Annotated in this window: 21 protein-coding genes; 18 read left to right on the forward strand and 3 right to left on the reverse strand. The window is 41.8% G+C overall.

Annotation, left to right across the window (positions count from 1 at the left end; all coding sequences use genetic code 11):
* Positions 1-3 precede the first annotated feature (3 nt).
* The 5 genes from uvrA to FHY47_RS11205 all read left to right on the forward strand — a co-directional run bounded on the left by uvrA (position 4) and on the right by FHY47_RS11205 (position 5,136).
* Entirely contained in the window at positions 4-2,874 is a 2,871-nt protein-coding gene (uvrA, locus tag FHY47_RS11185; RefSeq protein ID WP_066106124.1) for an excinuclease ABC subunit UvrA, read from the forward strand.
* A 211-nt stretch (positions 2,875-3,085) separates the two neighbouring features.
* A complete protein-coding gene (locus FHY47_RS11190) occupies positions 3,086-3,409 on the forward strand; it encodes a magnetosome magnetite crystal formation protein family (protein WP_066106127.1) in 324 nt (107 codons plus the stop codon).
* A gap of 34 nt (positions 3,410-3,443) precedes the next feature.
* Entirely contained in the window at positions 3,444-4,544 is a 1,101-nt protein-coding gene (locus tag FHY47_RS11195; protein WP_066106130.1) for a DUF4097 family beta strand repeat-containing protein, read from the forward strand.
* 38 nt (positions 4,545-4,582) lie between these two features.
* On the forward strand, positions 4,583-4,795 hold the full coding sequence (locus FHY47_RS11200) for a PspC domain-containing protein (protein ID WP_066106133.1): 213 nt from the start codon (positions 4,583-4,585) through the stop codon (positions 4,793-4,795).
* Entirely contained in the window at positions 4,792-5,136 is a 345-nt protein-coding gene (locus FHY47_RS11205; protein ID WP_066106135.1) for a phage holin family protein, read from the forward strand. Before FHY47_RS11200 ends, FHY47_RS11205 begins: the two co-directional genes overlap by 4 nt.
* A gap of 35 nt (positions 5,137-5,171) precedes the next feature.
* On the opposite strand, the gene FHY47_RS11210 is transcribed toward FHY47_RS11205, so the two are convergent.
* The 3 genes from FHY47_RS11210 to nagA form a co-directional block, all read right to left on the reverse strand.
* The gene (locus FHY47_RS11210) at positions 5,172-5,870 is read right to left on the reverse strand and encodes an N-acetylmuramoyl-L-alanine amidase (protein ID WP_262366008.1); all 699 of its coding nucleotides are present in this window, start codon (positions 5,868-5,870) and stop codon (positions 5,172-5,174) included.
* 217 nt (positions 5,871-6,087) lie between these two features.
* The gene (nagB, locus tag FHY47_RS11215; RefSeq protein WP_140461929.1) at positions 6,088-6,816 is read right to left on the reverse strand and encodes a glucosamine-6-phosphate deaminase; all 729 of its coding nucleotides are present in this window, start codon (positions 6,814-6,816) and stop codon (positions 6,088-6,090) included.
* An 11-nt stretch (positions 6,817-6,827) separates the two neighbouring features.
* Positions 6,828-8,003 (reverse strand): N-acetylglucosamine-6-phosphate deacetylase, encoded by a 1,176-nt coding sequence (gene nagA / locus FHY47_RS11220; RefSeq protein ID WP_140461781.1) that lies wholly within the window; start codon positions 8,001-8,003, stop codon positions 6,828-6,830.
* A 156-nt stretch (positions 8,004-8,159) separates the two neighbouring features.
* On the opposite strand from nagA, the gene hprK reads away from it, so the two are divergent.
* The 13 genes from hprK to hisIE all read left to right on the forward strand — a co-directional run bounded on the left by hprK (position 8,160) and on the right by hisIE (position 18,812).
* Positions 8,160-9,083 (forward strand): HPr(Ser) kinase/phosphatase, encoded by a 924-nt coding sequence (hprK, locus tag FHY47_RS11225; RefSeq protein ID WP_066106142.1) that lies wholly within the window; start codon positions 8,160-8,162, stop codon positions 9,081-9,083.
* A gap of 21 nt (positions 9,084-9,104) precedes the next feature.
* On the forward strand, positions 9,105-9,905 hold the full coding sequence (lgt, locus tag FHY47_RS11230) for a prolipoprotein diacylglyceryl transferase (protein ID WP_139892202.1): 801 nt from the start codon (positions 9,105-9,107) through the stop codon (positions 9,903-9,905).
* 78 nt (positions 9,906-9,983) lie between these two features.
* Positions 9,984-10,952: a nucleoside recognition domain-containing protein gene (locus FHY47_RS11235; protein ID WP_139892203.1), complete on the forward strand. Its 969-nt coding sequence runs from the start codon at positions 9,984-9,986 to the stop codon at positions 10,950-10,952.
* Complete coding sequence (gene ppaX / locus FHY47_RS11240) at positions 10,921-11,565, forward strand: pyrophosphatase PpaX (RefSeq protein WP_139892204.1); 645 nt, start codon at positions 10,921-10,923, stop codon at positions 11,563-11,565. The genes FHY47_RS11235 and ppaX overlap by 32 nt, the downstream gene beginning before the upstream one ends.
* The gene (locus FHY47_RS11245; protein WP_066106154.1) at positions 11,562-12,089 is read left to right on the forward strand and encodes an acyltransferase; all 528 of its coding nucleotides are present in this window, start codon (positions 11,562-11,564) and stop codon (positions 12,087-12,089) included. The genes ppaX and FHY47_RS11245 overlap by 4 nt, the downstream gene beginning before the upstream one ends.
* Before the next feature lie 193 nt (positions 12,090-12,282).
* Complete coding sequence (locus tag FHY47_RS11250; RefSeq protein ID WP_140461779.1) at positions 12,283-13,470, forward strand: ATP phosphoribosyltransferase regulatory subunit; 1,188 nt, start codon at positions 12,283-12,285, stop codon at positions 13,468-13,470.
* On the forward strand, positions 13,467-14,102 hold the full coding sequence (gene hisG / locus FHY47_RS11255; RefSeq protein WP_139892206.1) for an ATP phosphoribosyltransferase: 636 nt from the start codon (positions 13,467-13,469) through the stop codon (positions 14,100-14,102). Before FHY47_RS11250 ends, hisG begins: the two co-directional genes overlap by 4 nt.
* A gap of 15 nt (positions 14,103-14,117) precedes the next feature.
* Positions 14,118-15,401, forward strand: coding sequence for a histidinol dehydrogenase (gene hisD, locus FHY47_RS11260; protein WP_139892207.1), 1,284 nt, complete (start codon positions 14,118-14,120; stop codon positions 15,399-15,401).
* Entirely contained in the window at positions 15,398-15,985 is a 588-nt protein-coding gene (gene hisB / locus FHY47_RS11265; RefSeq protein ID WP_066106166.1) for an imidazoleglycerol-phosphate dehydratase HisB, read from the forward strand. Before hisD ends, hisB begins: the two co-directional genes overlap by 4 nt.
* Positions 15,986-16,004: 19 nt before the next feature.
* Positions 16,005-16,643 carry an imidazole glycerol phosphate synthase subunit HisH gene (gene hisH / locus FHY47_RS11270; protein WP_066106169.1) on the forward strand — a complete coding sequence of 213 codons (639 nt, stop codon included), beginning with the start codon at positions 16,005-16,007 and terminating at the stop codon, positions 16,641-16,643.
* On the forward strand, positions 16,643-17,389 hold the full coding sequence (hisA, locus tag FHY47_RS11275) for a 1-(5-phosphoribosyl)-5-[(5-phosphoribosylamino)methylideneamino]imidazole-4-carboxamide isomerase (RefSeq protein WP_148630641.1): 747 nt from the start codon (positions 16,643-16,645) through the stop codon (positions 17,387-17,389). Before hisH ends, hisA begins: the two co-directional genes overlap by 1 nt.
* Positions 17,386-18,144, forward strand: a complete 759-nt coding sequence (hisF, locus tag FHY47_RS11280) for an imidazole glycerol phosphate synthase subunit HisF (RefSeq protein WP_139892209.1) — start codon at positions 17,386-17,388, stop codon at positions 18,142-18,144. Before hisA ends, hisF begins: the two co-directional genes overlap by 4 nt.
* Positions 18,141-18,812 carry a bifunctional phosphoribosyl-AMP cyclohydrolase/phosphoribosyl-ATP diphosphatase HisIE gene (hisIE, locus tag FHY47_RS11285; protein ID WP_066106181.1) on the forward strand — a complete coding sequence of 224 codons (672 nt, stop codon included), beginning with the start codon at positions 18,141-18,143 and terminating at the stop codon, positions 18,810-18,812. The genes hisF and hisIE overlap by 4 nt, the downstream gene beginning before the upstream one ends.
* Positions 18,813-18,871: the final 59 nt, after the last annotated feature.

Genomic DNA, 18,871 nt, shown 5'->3' on the forward strand with positions numbered 1-18,871 from the left:
AGGATGGCACTTGATAAAATTGTAATTAAAGGGGCCAGGACCAATAATCTTAAGGATATTGATGTGACAATCCCCCGGGATAAGCTGGTTGTACTGACGGGTTTATCCGGTTCCGGAAAGTCCTCCCTGGCTTTTGACACAATCTATGCGGAGGGCCAGCGCCGCTATGTGGAATCTCTTTCCGCATATGCCCGGCAGTTCCTCGGCCAAATGGATAAACCGGATGTTGATTTGATTGAAGGGCTGTCTCCAGCGATATCAATTGACCAAAAGACGACAAGCCGCAATCCTCGTTCAACCGTTGCGACAGTGACAGAGATTTATGATTATATGCGTTTATTGTATGCCAGAGTCGGCAAACCAGTCTGTCCTGTGCATGGGATTGAAATTACATCTCAAACAATTGAGCAAATGGTAGACAGAATCTTGTCCTATCCAGAACGCACGAAAATGCAGATTCTGTCTCCGGTTGTAACAGGCAGAAAAGGTACCCATGTCAAAATGCTTGAAGATATTAAAAAGCAAGGGTATGTCCGTGTCCGTGTAAACGGAGAAATGTATGATTTGGATGATGATATTCGTCTGGATAAAAATAAAAAGCATACGATTGAAGTGGTCATCGACCGGGTTGTCGTGAAAGAGGGAATCAATGCCCGCTTAGCAGATTCAATTGAATCTGCACTCCGTCTGGGTGATGGTAAAGTTATCATTGATGTAATAGGCGAGGAAGAGTTGCTTTTCAGTGAGCATCATGCCTGTCCGTATTGTGGATTTTCAATTGGGGAATTGGAGCCTCGGATGTTCTCGTTCAACAGTCCATTTGGCGCCTGCCCAACATGTGATGGACTGGGCTTTAAAGTAAAAGTTGACCGGGCTGCCGTAATTCCTGACCCGGAATTAACATTAAGGGAGCATGCAATCGCTCCATGGGAACCTACCAGTTCTCAGTATTATCCTAAATTACTTGAATGTGTATGCAATCACTATGGTATAGATATGGATGTTCCAGTCTCTCAAATACCGGAAAGCCAGCTTGATAAAATTCTTTATGGCTCGGATGGGGAGAAAATCTATTTCCGTTACGAGAATGATTTCGGGCAAATACGGGAAAACAGAGTGGAATTTGAAGGCGTATTGGCTAATGTAGAACGCCGGTTTAAAGAAACAAGTTCAGATTATACACGTGATCAGATGGAAAAATATATGGCCGAGCAGGCATGTCCAACCTGTAAAGGCTATCGTCTGAAGAAGGAAACGATGGCGGTATTAATAGCAGGACAGCATATTGGCGAGATTACGGCCCTCTCTATTAAAGATGCTAACGATTTCTTTGAAAATTTGAATCTATCCGAGAAAGATATGAGTATCGGCCGTTTGATATTTAGGGAAATCAAAGAAAGGCTGGGCTTTTTGAATAATGTTGGCTTGGAATATCTGACATTAAACCGAGCAGCCGGAACACTTTCAGGGGGAGAAGCACAGCGAATCAGATTGGCTACTCAAATCGGCTCGCGCTTAACAGGTGTTTTATACATTTTGGATGAACCTTCAATTGGTCTTCATCAACGTGATAATGACCGATTGATTGCGACGCTGAAAAGTATGCGTGACATCGGGAATACGCTTATTGTGGTGGAGCATGATGAGGACACGATGCTGGCAGCGGATTATTTGATTGATGTCGGTCCTGGAGCAGGAGCGCACGGCGGTGAGATTGTCTCAGCAGGTACGCCGGAGGAAGTGATGGAGGATTCTAATTCCTTAACGGGCCAATATTTATCAGGGAAAAAATTCATTCCTTTGCCACAGGAACGCAGAAAGGGCGATGGACGATTAATTCAGATTAAAGGTGCTAAAGAGAATAATCTCAAAAATGTAAATGTATCTTTTCCGCTTGGGACATTTGTAGCTGTTACAGGAGTATCCGGATCAGGTAAAAGTACATTAGTGAATGAAATTCTCCATAAATCATTAGCTCAAAAGCTGCACAGGGCGAAAGCGAGACCAGGAAACCACCGCGAGATAAAAGGTGTGGAGGAACTGGAGAAAGTGATTGATATTGACCAATCACCAATCGGTCGTACGCCGCGATCCAATCCGGCAACCTATACAGGTGTGTTTGATGATATCAGGGATGTGTTTGCTTCCACAAATGAAGCGAAGGTCCGTGGATATAAGAAAGGCCGTTTCAGTTTCAATATTAAAGGCGGACGCTGTGAAGCATGCCGTGGAGATGGAATCATCCGAATAGAAATGCATTTCCTTCCGGATGTCTATGTTCCTTGTGAGGTTTGTCATGGAAAACGGTATAATCGGGAAACATTGGAAGTAACCTATAAAGGGAAGAATATTTCTGATATTTTAGATATGACAGTAGAAGAAGCACTTCAGTTCTTTGAAAATCATCCGAAAATCAAACGGAAGATCCAAACCATTTATGATGTTGGTCTGGGATATATTAAGATGGGTCAGCCTGCCACAACACTATCCGGCGGAGAAGCGCAAAGGGTTAAGCTGGCGAGTGAATTACACCGTCGCTCCAATGGCCGCTCACTCTATATTTTGGATGAGCCGACAACAGGACTTCATGTTGATGATATCTCGCGTCTCTTGGAAGTATTGCAGCGCTTGGTTGATAATGGCGATACAGTGCTTGTCATTGAGCATAATTTAGATGTCATTAAAGCAGCTGATTATTTAATTGATTTAGGTCCTGAAGGTGGAGAAAAAGGCGGAACCATTTTGGCTACCGGAACACCGGAGGTTATAGCGGAGACACCTGAATCTTATACAGGAAAATATTTAAAGCCCGTTCTAGAACGTGATCGGGACCGTATGAATAATAAAATCAAGGAAAAGCAAGCCGCCAGATAAAACGGCTTGCTTTTTATCCATATCCGGCGTATTTGCTTCAGAGAACTTACTCATACGTTTGCCCGTGCACCTTTAGAAAACTCATAGATTAACGATTTCTGGCCAGGGTATAATCGAAAAGTTACCATTTTCCAATTGTTGTAAGGTATTGTTGATATATAAGAAACTTTCTTTCAATTTATACGTACAATTAGGAGAGGTGTCTGTATCTATGACAACAACTAATCGATTTCTGGCTGCTCTATGTTATTTCAGTTTCTTCTTTTTAGGCTTCATCTTTCCTACGGTTATTTATTTCGTAGCTGTAGATGATTTTGAGCTAAAAGGGCATGCTAAACGAGCTTTAATCTCACATCTATTTCCATTAGTCATGGGCATTATCGTGTTCTTTGTATTTCTAACTCAGCTTGCCTCGAGTTCGGAAATAACGGCCTTGCCCTATACTGCTATACTGGCTATGTTTCTTTTCGGTTTGATTAGCTTTATTGTGATGATTTGGAACGTCATTCAGGGTATTAAACTAGTAAAGGATTGATAGGTACATACCATGGAAAAGGGAGCTGGTAAGAATGAATCAAGAGAAAAAAAGAATTTTGGAAATGGTGAAGGAAGGCTTACTTAACGCCGATGAAGCATTATTATTACTTGAGCAAATTGAAAAGAAAGACAAACTGATTAAAGAAGATGAGCAAAGGACAGAAACCAGTGAATTATCAACGGTTGTAAACCAAAGTGAATCAGAATATAAGGGGTCACCATCCAAAAAGTCTGCATCCACAATGGATAAACTATTAGGAATCGTAGACGATGTTGTTAAAAAGATAAAAGATGTAGATTTTGACCTTAATTTTGGCTCAGCGGTTGATATCGAGCATATTTATCATCATGATCATGTATCTTTGCGTAAAATAGATGTCGATCTGGCAAACGGCAGTGTCCAGTTCCTCCCATGGGATAAGGACGAGATTAGGATTGAATGCCAGGCGAAGGTGTATAGGGCAGAAAATACGACTGAAGCGAGAGAAAAACTGCTTAAAGAAGTAACTTATTCGCTTGAAGAAGGAAGACTTCGATTTGCTGCACACGACAAATCCATTAAATTACAAGCAATCATTCGTGTGCCAGACAATCGCTATGAGGAATTGAAAATTCGACTATTTAACGGAGCAATTACCGGTGAAAATGTTAAAGTCGATACGGTTATGACCAAAACGGGTAATGGGCAAATTCAATTTACGGATTTGAATGCAAGAGAAGCAGAATTTGAGACGGTCAATGGTGTTGTCAATCTTAAAGGATTTGATGTAGGCGAATTGGAAGTCGAAACGATGAATGGTGCAATCCAAATCCAGGGAGGCTTCCGAAAAGGAGATTTCCAGACGATTAATGGAAGTATTCAATGTGAACAAACCGGCCGTTATGGAGAAACGATCCGAGCTAAGGCGTCGGCAGGAAGTATTAATCTGCAAATCCCAGCAAATACTGGATGTGATGGGGAGTTAAAATCCAATCTCGGCAGTTTTAATATTGACCTGAAGGGTATTCACATCATTGAGGAAAAAAGTGATGTGGTCCAAAAGATGCTCCGATTCAAGTCAGAGGGTAATTATGAGGAATCCATTCATATTTTGGCCGAATCAAGAGCCGGTAATATTAAAATCAAACATTAATCAATACGTTAATGGATTAAAAGGAGCTGCGGGGTATTTTGAAGGAAAAAAAGCGTTTTGTCCGTTCAAGGTCAGATAAGATTGTTTCGGGTGTCCTTGGAGGAATCTCACAATATTTTGGTATGAGTTCAAAGCTTTTGCGTATCCTATTTATAATCGCGCTCATTCCAACTAGCTTTATGCTGATTATTCCCTATACGATTCTTAGCTGTTTTATGCCGAGAGAAGAAGTGAAGGAGATGGACATATGAAATGGATAGCCAAAATACTTGTTAATGCAGTCGTTTTCGTATTGCTGACACAGATATTTGAAGGTGTTCATGTAACCGGGTTTGGTGCAGCCATTATTGCAGCCATTGTATTATCCATCTTTAACGTAATTGTCAAACCAATTGTGACCATCCTAACGATACCTATAACGATCATTACGCTAGGAATATTTCTGCTCTTCATTAATACCATTGTGTTAATGATTACGGATGCAGCAATGGGAAGTGCCTTTGATATCAATGGCTTCTGGCTGACATTCCTGGTATCGATTATTCTTTCATTGGTTAATACGATTATGGAAAGTGTAATGGATGATAAATAAAGAACCTGAAGCCTGTTTACTAGGCTTCAGGTTTTTTAGCATTCTTGCTTGTCCGTTATGATGGTTGTTTCAAAACCAAGACGTTTTAGCTGTGTTGCTAAGTTGGCTGCATTCTGTTTGTCTGAAAAGGCACCTAACTGAACCTTGTACAGTATTTTTTCTGGATCTGATTGTTTGGCAGGATTGCTTAATTTCTTTTTCAATGAATAATGAGAGATGATAGATTCGGCAATTGCTTGTGCACATTTTTTTCGGTAGTGATCGCTTTTAAGCAGCTTTATTTCCTTTTCATTTGTCATAAACCCGCATTCAACCAGTACAGCTGTCATTTCTGTTGCGCTCAGCACATGAAAATCAGCCGTTTTAACTCCTCGATTTTGTAAACCGGTGGTGGCAATCAATTTATTCTGGATTTTTGTAGCGAGAGAGAGGGCTTCTTTAGGCCCTGATGTATGAATATACGTTTCAATTCCTTCTGCTTTATGCCAACCTCGATTTACGGCGGCATTGGCATGGATTGATACATATAAATCTACATGGAGAGAATTTGCACGATTCGTTCTTTCCTGTAAAGGAACATCTACTATGTCCGAATGGGCAAAGAAAGTATTAACTTGATAGTTGGTTAATAAATCCTTTAAATATTCAGCAACACTTCGATTAAATTCATATTCCTTCATTCCATCCGGTGATGACTTTCCAGGTGTTTTATAGCCATGGCCTGCATCAATCATAATCTTCAACTTTAAAAGCCCCCTGTCCTTTTACTACCATAATATGAGGCAAGCCATCTAAATGGCCCATCTATGGTCATCGTTTTAAATTAAAAGGACAGGATCTCTTGATTAAAATGGATATTTTATCTCAGTCAGCTTCATGGCTGTCAGAATGTATGTAATGGCTTCATCTAATATGCGTTATAGCACTCCATAGAATGTGGAAAGCCAATGATTAATCGAGCATAGAAGCTGCTTCTTTATCTACGATTACGGTTACAGCCGGATGCTGCTTTAGAATACTTGCTGGTAATTGTTCTGTTAAATCACCGTGAATCAGTTTGTAGGTTGCTTCTGCCTTTGCTTCACCAGAAGAGAGCAGTATAATCTCTTTGCTTTTCATAATTGTAGAAATCCCCATTGTGATCGCTTGTTTTGGGACCTCATCCAGATGATTAAAGAAGCGGGCATTAGCTTGTCGAGTGCTTTCTTTTAATTCAATGATATGTGTCTTACTGGAAAATGGAGTTCCAGGTTCATTGAAGCCAATGTGACCATTTTTTCCGATTCCTAATACCTGAAGCTCTACATTACCAAGATTATTTATCGCCGTTTCATATCGCTCACATTCCTGCATAAGGTCCTCTGCATCCCCATGTGGAAGATGAATATGATTTTGTGGAATGTCCAAGTATTTGAATAGATTATTCATCATATAGGAGTGATAGCTGTTTGGATTATCTTTTGAAAGCCCTATATATTCATCCAGGTTTACGGTATGGATTTGCTGATAGCTTGTTCCATTTTTCTGGTGATCCTCTATAAGATTTTTATAGAGACCGAGTGGGGTGCTTCCGGTAGCGAGTCCAAGGACTGCATCCGGTTTTTGCTTGATTTTGCTGATGAAAATTTCTGCTGCAATTTGGCTCATTTCATCATAATTGTCTGCTTTAATAATCCTCATAGTTGTTTGATTCATTGCTCTTCACCTCTGTAAGCTATTTTACCACGGCAGATTGTCATGGATACATTAAAGTTTGTATCCATAATCACAAGATCTGCGTCTTTCCCAACAGCAATGCTTCCTTTTTGATCATAAATATTAAGCTGTTTAGCTGGATTAACAGAAGCCATTTGGACAACTTCTTGCAATGAATATCCGGTAAAATGACATACATTTTTTATGGCATCGTTCATTTTGAGAATACTGCCTGCCAAAGTACCATCTGCAAGACGCGCTTCATCACCTGTAACGGTTACTTCCTGTCCGCCAAGATCATATTGTCCATCCGCCATTCCTTTTGCCCGCATGGCATCCGTAATAAGAATGGCCTTTTCTGTGCCTTTAACCTTGAGAGCAAGCTTTATCATTTCAGGTGATATGTGAATTCCATCCGCAATCATCTCCACGAATACCTGATCATGCAGCAAAGCTGCTCCAGCGGCACCTATGTCACGATGGTGTAAGCCGGTCATTTGATTAAATAAATGTGTAGCATTCGATATTCCGTGTTCAATCGCCTCTGATGCCTGTTCGTATGTGGCATTAGTATGACCCATGGAGCAGATGATATTTGAAGCGCGCAGGTGTTTAATTAATTCCTTTGCACCAGGCTGTTCCGGAGCAAGAGTGACCAGTTTGATTGCATTACCTGATGATTCATTCCACTCCTTAAATATATCAACGTCGGCATTCTTGATATGATGCAATGGTTGTGCTCCTGCTTTTGATGGACTGATGAATGGACCTTCTAAATGTACGCCCAGCATTTCAGTTTCTCCGGCAGGATTTCCGTTAATCCTAAAGCTATAGATAGCTTTTAACGCTTTATTTATATTGGCAGGATCCTGTGTCATTGTTGTTGCAAGAAAAGATGTGGTTCCCTCTTTAGGCAGCTCTTTTGCCATGACTCTAAGTGCTTCTTCTGTAGAATCCATGGCATCAGCCCCGGCCGCGCCATGAATGTGGATATCAATGAAACCCGGCAGAACTAGCTGTCCCTCTTTAAGAGTGATAATTTCATCAGCGTGCTGTGGTGAGTTTTCCATAAGACCCACTTCTTTAATTTGATTATCTTTAATTAAAATATATCCGTTTTGCAGGATGGTGTTCTCTTGATATATCGTTGCGTTTTGTATCAGTAGTGTCATTTCTCTTAAACCCCCAGGTAAGTTGTCCTATCCTTATGGTACTTTTAACTTTTTAGAAAAACCAGAATTATATTATTGTAATTGTATGGTTATGTAGGAAATAATGATAAAATGAAAGCACAAATTTAATAATCACTAGATCAGGGAGTGAATTTTTTGGCAAAAGTTAAAACAATCGACCTCATTGATGAATTCCAGCTTGAACTGGTTTGTGGTGAAGAAGGTGTAAATAGACCTATCACTACGAGCGATCTTTCAAGACCTGGTTTAGAAATTGCAGGTTATTTCGATTATTACCCTGCTGACCGTATTCAAATCCTTGGGATGACAGAATTATCGTTTTTCTCTAAGTTAAATGATGAAGAAAGAATTTCAAGAATGCAAATGCTATGCAGTGATATTACACCTTGTATCGTTATCACGCGTGATTTAGAGGTGCCGAAGGAATTATTGATGGCTTCTGAAAGCGTTTCTGTACCGGTTTTAAGAACATCGATGAAAACGACCCGGTTTTCCAGCCGACTGACTAATTTCCTTGAAAGCAAGCTTGCTCCAACGACTGCTGTTCACGGCGTTTTGGTAGATATATATGGCGTAGGTGTCATGATTACCGGAAAGAGCGGAGTCGGAAAAAGTGAGACTGCGCTTGAACTTGTAAAAAGAGGACATCGTTTAGTTGCCGATGATTGTGTGGAAATTCGCCAGGAAGATGACGACACACTGGTCGGAAATTCACCTGAATTGATCGAGCACCTTTTGGAAATTAGAGGCGTAGGCATCATTAATGTGATGACTTTGTTTGGTGCGGGAGCAGTCAGAAGCCATAAAAGAATCTCCCTTGTCATCAATCTGGAGCTATGGGATCAGCAGAAGAATTACGATAGACTTGGTTTGGAAGAAGAAAAGGTACGAATTATTGATACGGATATCACCAGAATGAATATACCAGTTCGGCCGGGCCGAAATATTGCGGTTATTATTGAAGTGGCGGCTATGAATTTCCGTCTGAAACGAATGGGCGTTAATACAGCTCAGCAATTTACCGAAAAATTGAATGAAGCAATTGAAAAAGAAAAATAATTAGAGTAGGTGTTAGGGTAGATGAATACGATAGACCGTGTTGCCATACATATCGGTTCCATCCAGATTTACTGGTATGGAATTATTATTGGAATGGGTGTCTTTATTGGGCTTTGGCTTGCCATGCGTGAGTCAAAACGCCGTGGGTTGGACAAAGATTTGTTTGTTGACCTGTTGATCTATGCAGTTCCAATCTCTATTATCAGTGCACGTATTTACTATGTTATTTTTGAGTGGTCCTATTATAAAGATCACCTCGGCGATATTTATAAAATATGGAATGGCGGAATTGCCATTCATGGAGCCTTGATTGGGGCCGTCATTACAACCATTTTCTTTGCTCGCTCCAGAAATATATCCTTCTGGAAAATTGCTGATATTGCAGCGCCATCTCTTATTCTCGCGCAGGGTATTGGCAGATGGGGTAACTTCATTAACCAGGAAGCATATGGTGATGTGGTTAGCCGCCAATTTCTTGAGAATTTAATGTTGCCCGACTTCATCATTGATCAAATGTTTATCAATGGTGCTTACCACCACCCGACTTTCTTGTACGAATCCCTTTGGAATTTCCTTGGATTTGGTTTATTGCTTCTGTTAAGAAGAGTTAATCTGCGTCAGGGTGAAATGTTCCTGACATACGTAATTTGGTATTCCATCGGCCGCTACTTTATAGAGGGGATGCGAACAGATAGCCTCATGCTGTTTGGTGAATTCCGAATGGCGCAGGTCTTATCGCTTTCATTGATTATTGGTGGAATAATCCTGCTTGTTGTAAGACGGAAAATGGGATATTCAGAGAAAAAATATTTAGACATATGATGTCCATTGCTCATAACCACATCTTTAGAATTTCAGATTGCAGGTTGTACATCGTGAACAGCTAAAGGGGTGGAATTTATGAAAAAAGATACCATATCAAAAGGGATAATGGCTGGGTTAAGAACTACGTGGATGCTCGGGAAGATTATTTTTCCCGTTACATTTTTAATATCCATCTTGCAATATACACCGGTATTACCTTGGATCATTGATTTGATAAGTCCTGCCATGGGACTGATTGGACTTCCGGGAGACGCAGCAATTCCGTTGGTACTCGGGAACTTTTTGAATCTCTATGCCGGGATTGGGGGCATATTGGCACTCGATTCTTTAACTGTTAAAGAAGTATTTATTATTGCCGTAATGCTTTCCTTTTCCCATAATCTCTTTATTGAAACCGGTGTTGCGCTAAAGGTAGGAGTTAAACTATGGGTTGTCCTGCTCACACGTATTGGACTCGCGCTATTATCAGCCATTGTCATTCATTTAGTATGGCAGGGCGGATCAGAGAGAATATATTATGGAATCAGCGGCAATGAGGAAGTGGTATCAGGCCTCATACCTGTGTTATTGCTGGCATTGGAAAAAGCAGCCTATGGAACATTAAAGCTGGCATTGATCGTTATTCCATTGATGCTAGTTATCCAAATTATGAAGGATCTTAATTGGCTAAATAAATTTTCGGACTGGATGAAGCCTATCACTAGGATGCTGGGGATGAAAGAAAACACATCCATGACTTTGGTTGCGGGCTTGGTCATTGGTCTGGCTTATGGAGCGGGAGTTATGCTTGATGCCGTTCGTGAAGATGGGGTTAGTAAAAAGGATATTACGATCGCCTTTATCTTTCTAATCGCCTGCCATGCAGTGGTGGAGGATACGGTCATTTTTATCCCTCTTGGCGTGCCAGTTCTGCCCCTGCTGCTCATCCGTTTGGTGACAGCCATTCTTTTAGCCGTAACAATTGCATTTATATGGAAAAAGGTAGAATTAAGAAAGAGGAAGGACGAACAGCGTGAAGCAGAAAATCACAACATTACTATTTGATTTAGATGGAACATTAATTGATACGAATGAACTAATTATTGCTTCATTTTTGCATACATTTAATCACTACTATCCAGGCCAATATTCACGTGAGGACGTCTACCAATTTATTGGTCCCTCCCTGGCTGAAACCTTTGGAGGATTGGATCCTGAGCGTAAGGATGAGATGATTGCATTTTACCGTGAACACAATTTTGCCAATCATGACTTACTTGTTCGTGAATATGAAGGTGTATATGAGACGATTGAAATACTTAAAAAAAGTGGATATAAAGTCGGTATTGTGACAACTAAAATGCGCAATGCTGTTAAGATGGGCTTGATTAAAGGCCGCCTTGAATCCTTTTTTGATGTTGTTGTCACACTTGATGATGTTCAAATGCCAAAGCCAGATCCGGAGCCAATCCAGTTAGCGTTGAAATTAATCGGATCTGAGCCTTCTGAAACGATTATGGTTGGAGACAATAGCCATGATGTTTTGGCTGGGAAAAACGCTGGAACGAAGACAGCGGGCGTTGCCTGGACAATCAAGGGAAGAGAGTATCTTGAGCAATTCAAGCCAGATTATATGCTTGAAAATATGCGCGATCTCTTAACGATTGTAAAGCAATGAGAAGAACTAAGCGTTATCCGGTAAAAGGTGATGGCAATTCCCTTTGGTATGTTTATAAAACCGTTCCCTTTTGGAAGGTTGTTCGGAATTTTATCGTTATACAGCTTGCGAGATATACACCTTTTTTAAGCATGAAAAATTGGCTTTATCGGACTTTTTTAGGAATGAAGGTTGGGCAGAAGACCTCCTTCGCCTTAATGGTTATGCTTGACGTTATGTTTCCAGAAAAAATATCCGTTGGACGTAACTCGGTGATTGGCTATAATACAACGATTCTCGCGCACGAATACTTAATAAACGAATACCGTTTAGGGAGTGTAATTATTGGTGATGAGGTGTTGATTGGTGCCAACTCTACTCTGTTGCCCGGAATTGAAATAGGTGATGGTGCGATTGTTTCGGCAGGGACCCTCGTTCATAAGGATGTTCCGGCAGGGGCCTTTGTAGGAGGTAATCCGATGAAAATCATCTATAGTGCGGAAGAAATGAAAATTAGAATAAAGGAAGATGATTTCTTTCGGTAAAAGAGGAACCCCGTTCATTAGAGCGGGGTTTTTAATTGTGTAATTTGCAGGCCTAATGATAGATTGGTGGAAAGGAATATCCATATCACTTGACGTTATTTGGAAGGAACGATACACTTTAACTTAACTTCATCATATTAGCATATTAGCGAACTAAAGTATTCTAAAAACTTATAATAAAGGACTGTTAATTATGCCGGATTTATTTATGTTTGAAAAGCCCTTGGGCATGCGTGACACATTGCCGGATTTATATAAGATAAAACAATCCATGAAACAAAGGATGATGGATCAAACGGTTCAATACGGATATGGTTTTTTGGAAACTTCATCACTCGAATATTATGAGACGGTCGGTAAGGTATCTGCTATCCGTGATGTTCATTTATTCAAGTTATTAGATAAAGATGGTCATAGTTTAGTGTTGCGACCGGATATGACCTCGCCTATTGCCAGGGTTGCTTCTTCCCATCTATTGAAGGAAGGGAATCCCGAGCGGCTCGCCTATAGTGCAAATGTGTTCAGAGCACAGGAAAAAGAGGGAGGACGTCCAGCAGAATTTGAGCAATTTGGGATTGAATTGATAGGGGATCGTACCCTTTCGGCTGATGCTGAAGTGCTTTGTCTTCTGTCTGATGTTTTAAAATGTGCTGGTTTGGAAAGATTCCATATTACGCTTGGTCATATTGGCTTTGTACAGGATTTACTCCTTCATTTTGGCGGTTGCGCAGAAACTGCAGGGATTATGAGGAAATTTCTGTTTGAAAAAAACTATGTTGGTTTTAAACAGTATGTGAATCAATTGCCAATCTCATTAAAGGATAAAGAGACTCTGTTTCAGCTTCTTTATTTAAAAGGGGGCCGCGAGATTCTGGAAATGGCTGAAAAACTGACAAATGGGCAGCTTGGTCAGCATGCGGTTAAAGAGTTGAAAAAATTGGCCGATATCCTTCTTTTAACAGATCATACAGAAATGATTACGTATGATTTATCACTTGTCAGCCATATGGATTATTATACAGGTATTTTGTTTGAAGTATCTGGGGAAAATGTAGGCTTTCCACTTGGAAATGGAGGAAGATACAACGAGCTATATAAACAGTTCGGGACAGATGCTCCTGCCACAGGATTTGGTTTACGTTTAGACCGTATACTGGAGGCGCTCGATTCAGGAGTTGAAGAAGAGCCGCCCCTTTGCATCATTTATCACCCTGTACAGCAACAGAAAGCGATAAGCCGGGCAACGGAGCTGCGACAATCCGGCATGCGCGTGGTTTTACAAAATGTGAATGGAATAAAGGATGTAAATACATTTACAAATCATTTTCTGAATATTGAATTTATGATTGACATGACAGATGGATCAGGGGGAGAGGGATAATGGAACAATTAACGATTGCCATGCCAAAGGGACGGATTTTGGATGAAGCAGTGGAATTATTAAGAAAAGCAGATTATCAGATTCCTCCTGATTTTGACGATACTAGAAAATTGATCATTCATGTAGAGAATGAAAATCTTCGTTTTATCCTGGCTAAACCAATGGATGTTCCCACTTATGTCGAGCATGGTGTGGCTGATGTAGGGATTGCCGGTAAAGACGTTCTGATGGAAGAAGCACGTGATGTGTATGAATTGTTGGATTTAGAAATAAGTGAATGCCATTTAGCAGTGGCAGGCATGCCGAATACAGAAATGAACAAGATTGCTCCGAAGATTGCCAGTAAATACCCAAATATCGCTTCCCAATATTTTCGTGAGCAGGGTGAACAGGTTGAAATTATTAAGTTAAACGGGTCCATTGAGCTGGCTCCCATGATAGGCCTTGCTGATCGAATCGTTGATATTGTATCGACCGGACAAACTTTACGTGAGAATGGACTGGTAGAGTATGCAGCAATCCAAAATGTGACATCACGATTTATTGCAAATCCGGTAAGTTATCGAATGAAGGAAAAAGAAATCGCTGAAATGGTAACTCGACTGGGGAAGGTTTTGCAGCCGAAGGAATAATTGGAGGGAGAAGGCATGGAAATTAAATCGTTAACGAGTGGATTATCGTTGAAACGTACGGTGGATGGCGGATCCGATGCTCAAAGGAAGGTTGTCCAACAAATCCTGCAGGATGTAAAGGAACGCGGAGATCAGGCTTTATTTTTTTATACAAAAAAGTTTGACCAAACAGAGATGGATTCTCTTAAAGTAACAAACGATGAAATGGAAAAAGCAATCGCCAACATGCCGCAAGAGATGATTTCAATCATGACTGAAGCTGCTTCAAATCTTCGAAGCTATCATGAAAAACAAGTGCAAAATTCATGGATAGATATGTCCGTGACAGGAACTATGCTTGGTTTAAGGCGTACTCCGCTTGATTCAGTCGGCATCTATGTTCCAGGCGGTACGGCCGCCTACCCATCCTCCGTATTAATGAATGCCATCCCGGCTAAAGTGGCCGGTGTAAAGCGGATTGTCATGGTTTCGCCGCCGGGAATAGACGGGAGATTACCTGACTCCGTGCTTGCTGCCGCGCATATTGCAGGCATCACTGAAATTTATAAGGTAGGCGGTGCCCAAGCAATCGGAGCTCTTGCCTATGGAACAGAATCAATCGGAAAAGTAGATAAAATTACAGGACCGGGTAATATTTACGTCGCGCTTGCCAAAAGGGAAGTATATGGGGATGTGGATATTGATATGATTGCCGGTCCTAGTGAGATTACGGTGCTTGCTGATGAAACGGCAGAGGCTCGGCATGTTGCGGCAGATTTGCTATCACAGGCTGAACATGATGAACGGGCATGCAGTGTGCTGATTACCACGAGCCGAAGATTGGCGAGCCAGGTCAAAGTGGAAGTGGAGAAACAATTGGCCGTGTTACCGCGTAAAGAGATTGCGCTCGCTGCCTGGAATAATTTTGGCGGTATATACGTAGCAAACACATTGGAAGAGGCGATTGAGGCTGTAAATGAGCTGGCCCCTGAACATTTGGAAATTCAAACAGCGGATGCGATGAATGTGGCGGGCGCAATTCGGCATGCAGGTGCTATTTTTATCGGTAAATATAGTTCTGAGCCGGTTGGCGATTATTTTGCAGGTCCCAATCATGTGCTGCCTACAAATGGTACAGCCCGTTTTTCAAGCCCATTGAATGTAGATGATTTTCAAAAGAAAACGAGCTTAATTATGTACAGTCAACAGGATTTTGAGGCTAATGCATCTAAAATCGCTGCTTTTGCTAGATTAGAAGGATTAGAGGCTCATGCGCGGGCCGTGGAATCGCGATTTATTTCGAAGGAGGAAGGTCAATGAAACGTACAGCCGAAATAGATAGAAGAACGAACGAAACGAAAATTAAGCTTGCTTTAGGCCTTGACGGTGAAGGTAAGACGGAGCTTTCAACAGGTGTGCCTTTTCTCTCGCATATGCTGGATCTATTTGCGAAGCACGGCCATTTTGATTTACGAGTAGATGCGGATGGGGATATAGAAGTGGATGGGCATCACACAACAGAGGATATTGGTATTTGTTTAGGGCAGGCGTTGAGTCAGGCGCTTGGAGATAAAAGAGGGATTAAGCGATATGGAAATGCCTTTGTTCCGATGGATGAAGCACTGGCACAGGTCGTTGTTGATTTGAGCAATCGGCCGCATCTTGAATTTAGAGCAGACATTCCGGCACCGATGATTGGATCCTTTGATACAGAGCTTGTACATGAATTCCTGTGGAAGCTTGCGATTGAGGCGAAGATGAATCTTCATGTCGTCGTCCATTATGGCCGCAATTCCCATCATATTGTTGAAGCCATTTTTAAAGCGCTTGGACGTGCGCTTGATGAAGCGACATCACACGATCCAAGGGTGAAAGGAATTCCATCTACAAAAGGGATGCTGTAAGTGGAGAGGGGTGGCAGTCTTGATTGGAATCGTTGATTACGGGATGGGAAACTTATTCAGCGTTTATAACGCATTAGACAGGCTGGGAGCGGATCCTGTGATAAGCGGTGATCCGACTGTATTGGCCGGCTGTGATGGGTTAATCTTACCCGGCGTGGGTGCTTTTCGGGATGCAATAACTGCATTAAAAGAGCAGAAATTGGACGTATTTTTAAAGGAGTATGTCGAAAGTGGCAAGCCCCTGCTCGGCATTTGCCTTGGAATGCAGCTATTGTTCGAGAGCAGTGATGAACACGGGTTTTCCGAGGGGCTATGTTTCTTGGAAGGACATATTGCGAAATTTACGGGGATTGATCAAACCGGTAAAACCTATAAAGTTCCTCATATGGGATGGAATAAACTGCAATTTAAGAATGTGAATCCTTTAATTGAAGGATTGGAAGAGGATTATGTCTACTTTGTCCATTCCTATTATGCACAAATAAAGGACTCAGCGGAATTAATTGCAACAGCAATGTATGATGTCGAGGTACCCGGAATTGTAGGAAAAGGGAATGTGATGGGAATGCAATTTCACCCTGAAAAAAGTGGACAGATGGGAAAAGGTTTGCTCGGGAACTTCGTGAATCTGGTAATAGAGAAGGCGGGGGATAAGTGATGGGGACTAATTTTACAATCTATCCGGCAATTGATATGAGAGGCGGTAAATGTGTCCGTCTTCTGCAGGGAGATTATGGGCAGGAAACGGTTTATGGAGATTCTCCATTTGAAATGGCCAAGTCCTTCTCTAATTTAGGAGCCAAATGGATTCATATGGTCGATTTAGACGGTGCCAAAGAGGGAAATCCAGTTAATGAGGAACACGTACTAAAGGCAGCCCGGGAATTAAAGAGTGTATCCATTCAAGTCGGAGGCGGGATTCGCAATGAGGAGCAGGTAGCCCGTTACTTGGAGAATGGTATATCGCGTGTCATTCTTGGCAGTGTGGCTGTAAGAGAACCGGAATTTGCCACACGGATGATTCAGCAATATCCGGGGAAAGTTGCTATAGGACTGGATGGTAAAAGCGGTAAGGTGGCGACTGATGGCTGGCTGAAAACAAGTGAATGGACTGTCGTTGACTTAGGCAAGTATTTTGCCGATAAAGGGGCAGAATGGTTCATTTTTACGGATATCGCCAATGACGGGATGCTTAATGGTCCCAGTGTAGAGGCAACAGCTGAACTTGCGCGCGCAACCGGAAAGAATGTCATCGCATCAGGAGGAATGAGTCAGCTTGAGGATATCGCTGCTTTACAGGCCTATCAAGCGGATGGAATTGAAGGAGTCATCATCGGGAAGGCACTTTATGAAAATCGCTTTACATTGCCGCAGGCCCTAGCGAAGGCGGTTGAATCCTTATGATTACGAAACGAATTATTCCCTGTTTAGATGTAAAAGAGGGCCGTGTCGTGAAAGGGATTCAGTTCCTTGGGCTTCAGGATGCAGGTGATCCAGTTGAATTGGCGAAAATGTATGATGACCAAGGAGCAGATGAGCTAGTATTCCTTGATATTTCAGCGTCCCATGAAGGAAGAAAGACGATGGTGGAAGTGGTTCGGGAAGCGGCGACTGTCCTGAGCATCCCATTTACAGTTGGTGGAGGAATTAACTCAGTCGCTGATATGAGAACCATTCTACGTGCCGGAGCGGATAAGGTATCTGTAAACACGGCGGCAGTGCTTCGGCCGGAGCTGATTGCAGAGGGAGCCAGCTATTTTGGGAATCAGTGTATCGTTCTTGCTATTGATGCAAAGTATGATGCGGAGATGAACGGCTTTCGAGTTTATACACATGGCGGCCGTAAAGCTACCGAATTAAATGCTATTGATTGGGCTAAGCAAGCCGTTGCGCTCGGTGCCGGTGAAATATTACTAACGAGTATGGACTGTGACGGGGAAAAAAGCGGATTCCATATTGAACTGACCAAGGCGATCAGTGAGGCTGTTACAGTCCCGGTGATTGCGTCCGGTGGAGCGGGAAGTAAGGAAGATTTTGCTGAGGTTTTTACAGAAGGAAAAGCAGACGCAGCACTGGCTGCTTCCATTTTTCATTACAAAGAGACAAGCGTACAGGAAGTTAAACGTAGACTGCGAGAACAAGGAGTGCTTGTGAGATGAATATAGAGAATATACGATTTGATACGAACGGATTAGTGCCGGCCATTGTTCAGGATGGAGAAACGAAGGAAGTCCTGACACTGGCTTATATGAATAAGGAATCATTGGAGAAAACGATTCAAACGGGAGAAACCTGGTTTTACAGTCGTTCCCGCCAGGAGCTTTGGCATAAAGGGGAAACAAGCAAAAACACTCAAGCCGTACGGGAAATCCGCTATGATTGCGATCAGGATGCATTAGTAGTATTGGTTCAACCAGCAGGCCCAGCCTGTCATAACGGCACGGTAAGCTGCTTTACGGAATCGCTGTATCAGGCTGATGATATTAATTTAATTCAGCCGGCAGATGAAGCAAAGGATTTTATGTATGATTTGGAGAAAATCATTGCTGAACGGGAAGCAGAGCGTCCCGAAGGCTCCTATACAACGTATTTATTTGAAGAAGGGGTAGACAAGATTCTTAAAAAGGTGGGAGAAGAAGCAGCCGAAGTCATCATCGCTGCCAAAAACCGCGACCTAGAAGAATTAAAATGGGAAGTATCCGATTTATTCTTTCATGTCCTTGTCCTCTTAAAAGAACAAAATCTCCCATTCTCTGAAATTCAAAAAAACCTCCGTGAACGCCATCTTACTAAACAGAATGATGAAGAAACTGACTCAAAAGGATGAATGATATCCTTTTGAGTTTTTTTGTTTGATGAAGGTGGCAGGGGGGAGTGTTGGTATGT

Origin of the sequence: Bacillus sp. E214, from assembly GCF_008087365.1 — a bacterium.
In the GTDB taxonomy this organism is placed as follows: Bacteria; Bacillota; Bacilli; order Bacillales; family Pradoshiaceae; genus Pradoshia.